We start from the raw sequence: 6,580 nt of genomic DNA, 5'->3' as shown, positions 1-6,580 counted from the left end.
CACCTTCATCATGATCTGCGCGCTTCTCTATCTCTGGGGCGCGGGGATCTCGGCCTATCATGTGGGCGTCGAATATGGCTGGTGGAAAGGGCCGGATGCCTGTGGCGGCACCGCGCTTGCCCCCTCGCTTGAGGAATTGCAGGCAGCCCTTGAAAGCGGCGTGAAGGCCCCGCGCTGCGATGAGGCGGCATGGTCGCTTTTCGGTATTTCGCTTGCCGGATTCAATTTCCTCATTACATCGGCGCTGGCGGTGCTGTCCTTCGTGCCGCTCATCCGCTACGCCCGCGAACGCAGAGGACTGGCCTGATGACCGCAGAAGCCCGCCCGAACAACGCTCCGGTTTCGAATCAGCCGGGCCGCAGCCGCAAAGCTGCCATCGAAGAAATGATCCGCGTGGACCATGCGGGCGAATATGGCGCGGTGCGTATCTATGAAGGCCAGCTTGCCGTGCTACGCCATGTGCCGGGCAAGGAAGAACTTGTCGCAAAGCTCGAACATATGGCGAAGGATGAGGAAGTTCACCTCGCCCGCTTCAATGAGCTTGTGAATGAACGCGAAGTGCGCCCGACAGCGCTCGCGCCTGTCTGGCATGTGGCAGGCTTTGCGCTGGGCGCGGCGACAGCCCTTCTCGGCGAGAAAGCGGCTCACGCCTGCACCGCCGCCGTGGAAGAAGTGATCGACCAACATTATCAGGCGCAGGTGGAGCGTCTCGCCCAGATGGGCGAAGATGAGAGACAACTGCGCGACACGATTGAGCAGTTCCGTCTGGAGGAAGTTGCGCATCGCGATGAAGCGATTGCCTCAGGCGCGGAAGAAGCACCCGCCTATCCGCTTCTTTCCGGCGCGATCAAGGCCGCCTGCCGTCTCGCTATTCGCCTCTCGGAAAAAGCCTGAACGCCGCTTACGGCTCCAGTTCGATGTCCCAGTAGAGATAGTCCTGCCAGCTCTCATGCAGATAGTTGGGCGGGAAGGCGCGGCCATTCTTGTGCAGGTCAGTGACGGTCGGGCGATAGGGCGCCTGCATCGGAAACATTTCCGCCTGTGACGGCATCTTCCCGCCCTTGCGCAGATTACAGGGTGCGCAGGCCGTCACCACATTTTCCCAGGTCGTCTGCCCGCCCCGCGAGCGCGGCACCACATGATCGAAAGTGAGTTCATGCCGCGCCCCGCAATACTGGCAGGAGAAGCGGTCCCGCAGGAAAAGATTGAAGCGCGTAAAGGCCGGAAAGCGCGCGGGCTTCACATAGGATTTCAGCGAGACAACGCTTGGAAGCTTCATCTCGAAGCTGGGTGAGCGCGCCACCGTGTCATAGGTGGAAACGATATTCACACGGTCGAGGAAAACCGCCTTGATCGTGTCCTGCCACGACCAAAGCGACAGAGGATAGTAACTGAGCGGCCGATAATCCGCGTTCAGCACAAGAGCCGGACATGCTTCCGGCGTGGCAAATGATCCGTACACGCCACCCTCCTGAGGCCAAAGGCCATCTCGAAAAGCTGGCCTCTCCAAGACCTGAATTTACTATATATGGCGTGACGCCTTCGTGAAAAGGCAAATGGTGGGGAAAACGCACTCAGCCTTGCGTCGCCCGTCCGGCAAAGGCATCGGCGATGAAGCGCCCGCCAAGTTCAAGTCCCTTCTGATCGATGCTGTGCCCGAGGCCGGGCGAGACATGCCATTGCACCGGCACCTCGGCTGCGCCCAGCGCCTGCACCGCCTGATGCATCCGGCTCACCGGCAGCATGTCATCGGCATCGCCATGAATCATCATCACGGGCGGGCGGCAGGTGATTTCCCCGGCAAGCATCTCGGGCACGGCAAGCGCGCCGGAATAGCCGACAATGCAGGCAGGCCCGACGCGGCGGCGAAGTCCCACATGAAGCGACATCATCGTGCCCTGGCTGAAACCGACCAGCGCGAGCTTCGACCCGTCAAGCCCGCGCTGCTGCAACTGCGTCTCGATAAACTGTTCAAGCACAGGGGCCGCGCGGGCAACGCCGAGCGCGATCTCCGCCGGATCAAGCCGCGTGATCGGAAACCACTGATAGCCCATCGGATTGCCGTCGCAGCGTTGCGGCGCATTGGGCGCGATAAAATCCGCATCGGGCAGAAGTGGCGCCCAATAGGGCGCAAGCGCGATCAGATCATTCCCGTCCGACCCATAGCCATGGCAGAGAATGACGAGTTGCTTCGTGGTGCCGCTTGCGGCTGCAACGCTCGGTCCTGTCAGTGCCATGTCGCTCTCCCCTTTCGCCCTGCCTGCAGGCGGGCTATCAATGCGGCCCGTACTTAAGCCTTCCCGAGCGGCGGATTCAATGCAGGACGACAAGGCCGGACAGGATGTGCTCCGCTTCGCGCCAAGCCCGAATGGCTGGCTCCATCTTGGCCATGCCTATTCCGCGCTCTTTGCGCATGAAATGGCGCAGAGGCTCGGCGCGCGCTTCCTCCTGCGGATCGAGGACATCGATATTGGCCGCTGCCGCCCCGAATATGAAGAAGCCATCTATGAGGATCTGCGCTGGCTCGGCATCGACTGGGAAGAACCCGTCCGCCGCCAGTCCGAGCATTTCGCGGATTATGAGCGCCACCTGAAGCGCCTGCGGGATATGGGGCTTGTCTATCCCTGCTTTGCGACGCGCAAGGAAATTCAGGACGCGATCATCGCAACCGGCATTCCCCTTCAGAACTGGCCCGTCGATCCCGATGGCGCGCCGCTCTATCCCGGTATCTACAAGGACATCTCCCGCGAGCGGCTGAACGATCTCCTCTGGGATGGCCGCAGTTATGCGTGGCGCCTCGACACGGAAAAGGCGCGCGCCGAAGCCGAACGCATTGCAGGCGGCCCCATCACCTTCATCGAAGAAGGCGAAAGCCCGCGCGGCCACAAGGGCCGGATCACGGTGCAACCCGAACTCTTCGGCGATGTCGTCATTGCGCGCAAGGACGTGCCGACCAGCTACCACCTTGCCGTGGTGACGGATGATGCGCTTCAGGGCGTGACGCTCGTAACCCGCGGGCAAGACCTTTTCCCTGCCACCTATATTCACCGCATCCTGCAGGTGCTGCTGGGCCTGCCCGAGCCGCGCTATCACCATCACGGCCTTATCCGCGACGAGACAGGCCGCCGCCTCTCCAAAAGCGCCAGGGATATGGGGCTGCGAGAGCTGCGGGCCGCTGGCCACAGCCCGCAGGACATTCGCCGCATGATCGGCCTTTAACCATTACCCCTCCCGCCCGTCTGGCGCAGAAAATGCTTCGAGAGGCTGAGCACGGCCCATTCTTCCCAAAGAGGGACGAAACCGTGCCTTTTCAAGCTGCGGAGCCCCCCAAATGGCGACAGTAGAGACGCCTTCTGTATCGAAATCACGCATCGACTGGGTTGATGCCGTCAAAGGTCTGACCATCATTCTCGTGGTGATGGAACACACGACATTCGGTGTCCAGAACGCCATCGGGTATCTGCCGGTCCTGTTCGGCACCATTGCCGAATTCGCCAAGCCTTTCCGCATGCCGCTCTTTTTCCTCGTCGCGGGCCTCTTTGCCCGGAAGGCGCTTTACGGCGATCTCCGCAAATTCGTGGACGGGAAGATCATCCACTTCGCCTATTTCTACCTCCTCTGGTCGGTCATCCAGATCGGCCTCAAGATCCTCATCCCCCATGACGGGCCGTGGCAGGTCACCTATGTCGATCTCCTGATGATCCCGATCCAGCCCTTCGCGGTGCTGTGGTTCATCTATTCGCTCTCCATGTTCTTCGTCACGATGCGCCTCGTGAGAAAGGCGCGTCCCGGCTTCGTGCTCTTCTTCGCCGCCGCGCTCTATTTCCTGCGGCTTGATACCGGCTGGATGCTGATCGACGAATTTGCGTGGCGCTTCATCTGGTTCGCGCTGGGCGTTTACGGCGCGCAATATATCTTCGACATTGCCGACTGGGCGCGCGCCTATCCCGCGCGTGGCATCGCGCTGAGCGCCGTGCTGCTCGCAAGCCTCACAACCGTGGTATTCTCGCATCTCGTGGATATTCGTGCGCTCGAACTTCTCATGGGCGCCGCCGGTGCAGGCGCTTCCATCATGCTGGTCGCCATTCTCGCGTCCCGTGGACTTGCAAGGCCGCTCGCCTTTGTCGGCGAACACTCGCTCTATATTTTCCTCTCCTTCTTCCTGCCCATGGCAGCCACGCGGATAGCGATGGTGCGGCTCGGCTTCGAGAACGGGGATATCATCACCCTTGTCGCGACGAGTGTCGCCGTCATCACGCCGATCATTGCCTACAGGCTTGTGGAAAAGACACCGCTGAACTTCCTCTTTATCCGCCCGGATGCCTTCCGTCTCGGCGCAAGACAGAAGAAGCCCCGGCATAATATCGTCATGGCCGCTGGCGGCGACTGAGGCTCAGAGGAACCAGCCAAGCAACACGGTCAGCGTGAAAAGGCTGAGCGCGGTGGAAAGAACCACCGCGCTCGATGCCGCACCGGGTGCAGCCTGATAGCGATTGGCAAGAATCGAGGAATAGACGCCGGTCGGCATGGCGGCGAGCAGCGTTGCTGCCGTCACCCAGAGCGGCTCCAGCCCGAACACAAAATGCGTGAGCAGGAACACAAGGGCCGGATGCACGATCAGCTTGAAAAAGGACGTGACCGACGCCGCGCCAACTGACTGTCGAAGGCTGTAGCGCGTGAGCATCGCCCCCAGCACGAAAAGCGCGCAGGGGATAGCCGAACGCGCAACCATCTCGAGCGCCGTATCGGCAATAGCGGGCAGCGGCACGCCGAGCTGCCCGTAAACGACACCGCAGCCAATGCCGATGATGACGGGATTGCGCAGCGTGTTGATCAATCCTTCTTTCAGGATAGCACCAAGATGCGGCCTCTCTGCCCCGTCGCGCGCGCGGGTGAGTTCCAGCAGGAAGGTTGCGATGGTGAAAAGAATGATCCCGTGAAAGGCGAGGATCAGGAAAACGGGAATACCCGCCTCCGGCCCGAAACCGGTGAGGATGATCGGCAGGCCGAGCATGATCGTGTTGCCCTGCCCGCTGCCAAAGCCAAGCATGATCGTATCGGGCGTCGGGCGGCGAAGAATGAAATGGGCAACAAATGATCCAAGCGCCCAGACCGTCAGCATGGCGCCGTAATAGGAAATCCATAATTCCCATGGCAGGGACGCCGGAAACGCCGTGTGCGCAAGGTTGCGGAAAAGCAGCACGGGCATGGCGAAGGTGAAGACATAGGTATCAAGCCCGTCCACGCCGGAATGGCTGATCAACTTCAGCCGCGCGCCCGCATAGCCAAAAAGGATGATGCCGAAGATCGGCAGCACAAGCGAAAGCGCAACGTCCATGGGAGGTTTCCGGCCTGGGAGTGGTGACGGGCGCGGACACTATCCATGCCGCCCCGTTCCGTCAAAGCCGGTATCACCAATCGTAAAGGCCGGTAAATTTCTCGAAGCCCGCCGCGTTGGCCCAAGCGGCCCATTCATCATGAGCGCGCCGGGTGACGGCAGGTGAGCCGCCGCCCTGACCGACGCCGAGCATCAGAAGCTCGCCACAGCCGGCGAAAAGCGGTTCTGGCCTCGGCAATGAGCCGCCGCGGCGGAGCCGCGCAAGCTCAGAATCCTCAAACCCGTCGGTCAACAGGATGAAACGCACATCGCTCGCATTGCAATCCGTTTGCGGCGACATGGTCTCCATGAAGGAGACGATATAGGTCCAGTCCTGCGCCTTGATCTTTCCTTCGCGCACAAGCTGCGGCAGCGCAGCCACAAGCGCGCTGATGCCCTCCGCCACCGTTTCGGGACGGGCGCGCGCGGAAATCACCTCGTCAATCTTGAGCGGGTTCGCGCTTGAATCATAAGCACCGAAAGTGCGCACCATCACTTTGGAGCGCACGGGCAGCTTGTCGATCTCGGCCGTGAGGCGCTTTGCCACGCGGGCTGCATAGGCCGGGTCTTCGACGAGCGGATTGCTCTTCGAAATATCAAGCCCGATCACCACCGTCTGCGGCCGGGCGGGCGTATCCACCGCGCCGGCCGGAAAGGCGAAGAGTGACGCCGCAAGAAGGAGAGCAAGTCCGCGCATAGCCATCAAGGTCACTCGCCTGCAAGCGGAAGGCGGCGTGCCGCACGCGGCGGCAGCACCTCGACGATTGGTATGCGCACAGCTTCGAGCTGGGCCGGTCCTGCCTTCATCGCATTGCGCGACCGGCGCTCCCACCATTCATCGAAAAGTTTCTCATAGCGGGCAAGCTGCCGCGAGCTTTCGCAAACCTTGAGTTTGACGTCCATGCCATGCCCGCCACCTGAAAGTGACACATCCTTGCGGCGGCCAAGAAAGCCGCGTGACGCATTGCCCTGCGGAGCCAGCACATTTCCCTTGCGGCGCGCTTCCTCAAGCCCCTGCTCATAGGCGCGGCATTCGCGCATCAGCCCCGTCCAGAGAAGGTGACGGCGATTTTCCGGCCCTTCCATTTCGGACAGTGCATGGCGGTTGCCATCATATTCGGCTTCGAGCGCGGCAAGCTTTTCCATCTCCGCGCGGCGATGACGGAAATCCCGCGCGAGGAAAACCTTGCGAAGCGATTCCAC

The 6,580-nt window shown here is 61.4% G+C and carries 9 protein-coding genes; 4 read left to right on the top strand and 5 right to left on the bottom strand.

Annotated elements, in window-relative coordinates:
* Together WBF74_RS00505 and WBF74_RS00500 are read left to right on the top strand one after the other, a co-directional pair.
* Positions 1 to 307: disulfide bond formation protein B (locus WBF74_RS00505; protein ID WP_424433755.1), on the top strand; the 307-nt coding region annotated here is incomplete at its 5' end.
* Complete coding sequence (locus tag WBF74_RS00500) at positions 307 to 894, top strand: demethoxyubiquinone hydroxylase family protein (protein WP_424433753.1); 588 nt, start codon at positions 307 to 309, stop codon at positions 892 to 894. The genes WBF74_RS00505 and WBF74_RS00500, both read left to right, overlap by 1 nt.
* 7 nt (positions 895 to 901) lie before the next feature.
* On the opposite strand, the gene WBF74_RS00495 is transcribed toward WBF74_RS00500, so the two are convergent.
* A complete protein-coding gene (locus WBF74_RS00495; RefSeq protein WP_424433751.1) occupies positions 902 to 1,462 on the bottom strand; it encodes an HNH endonuclease in 561 nt (186 codons plus the stop codon).
* A 112-nt stretch (positions 1,463 to 1,574) separates the two neighbouring features.
* Positions 1,575 to 2,237 (bottom strand): alpha/beta hydrolase, encoded by a 663-nt coding sequence (locus tag WBF74_RS00490; protein ID WP_424433749.1) that lies wholly within the window; start codon positions 2,235 to 2,237, stop codon positions 1,575 to 1,577.
* 79 nt (positions 2,238 to 2,316) lie between these two features.
* On the opposite strand from WBF74_RS00490, the gene gluQRS reads away from it, so the two are divergent.
* Both gluQRS and WBF74_RS00480 read left to right on the top strand, forming a co-directional pair.
* Complete coding sequence (gluQRS, locus tag WBF74_RS00485; protein ID WP_424433747.1) at positions 2,317 to 3,219, top strand: tRNA glutamyl-Q(34) synthetase GluQRS; 903 nt, start codon at positions 2,317 to 2,319, stop codon at positions 3,217 to 3,219.
* Positions 3,220 to 3,331: 112 nt separating this feature from the next.
* Positions 3,332 to 4,390, top strand: coding sequence for an acyltransferase family protein (locus tag WBF74_RS00480; RefSeq protein ID WP_424433745.1), 1,059 nt, complete (start codon positions 3,332 to 3,334; stop codon positions 4,388 to 4,390).
* A gap of 3 nt (positions 4,391 to 4,393) precedes the next feature.
* On the opposite strand, the gene WBF74_RS00475 is transcribed toward WBF74_RS00480, so the two are convergent.
* The 3 genes from WBF74_RS00475 to WBF74_RS00465 form a co-directional block, all read right to left on the bottom strand.
* On the bottom strand, positions 4,394 to 5,338 hold the full coding sequence (locus WBF74_RS00475; RefSeq protein ID WP_424433743.1) for an AEC family transporter: 945 nt from the start codon (positions 5,336 to 5,338) through the stop codon (positions 4,394 to 4,396).
* Positions 5,339 to 5,411: 73 nt separating this feature from the next.
* Positions 5,412 to 6,080, bottom strand: coding sequence for a hypothetical protein (locus WBF74_RS00470; protein ID WP_424433741.1), 669 nt, complete (start codon positions 6,078 to 6,080; stop codon positions 5,412 to 5,414).
* Positions 6,081 to 6,085: 5 nt separating this feature from the next.
* Positions 6,086 to 6,580: hypothetical protein (locus WBF74_RS00465; protein ID WP_424433739.1), on the bottom strand; the 495-nt coding region annotated here is incomplete at its 5' end.

This window comes from Parvibaculum sp., assembly GCF_049672805.1.
GTDB lineage: Bacteria > Pseudomonadota > Alphaproteobacteria > Parvibaculales > Parvibaculaceae > Parvibaculum.
Note: the sequence above shows the minus strand (reverse complement) of the source record. Positions and strands in the feature narration are given on the sequence as shown.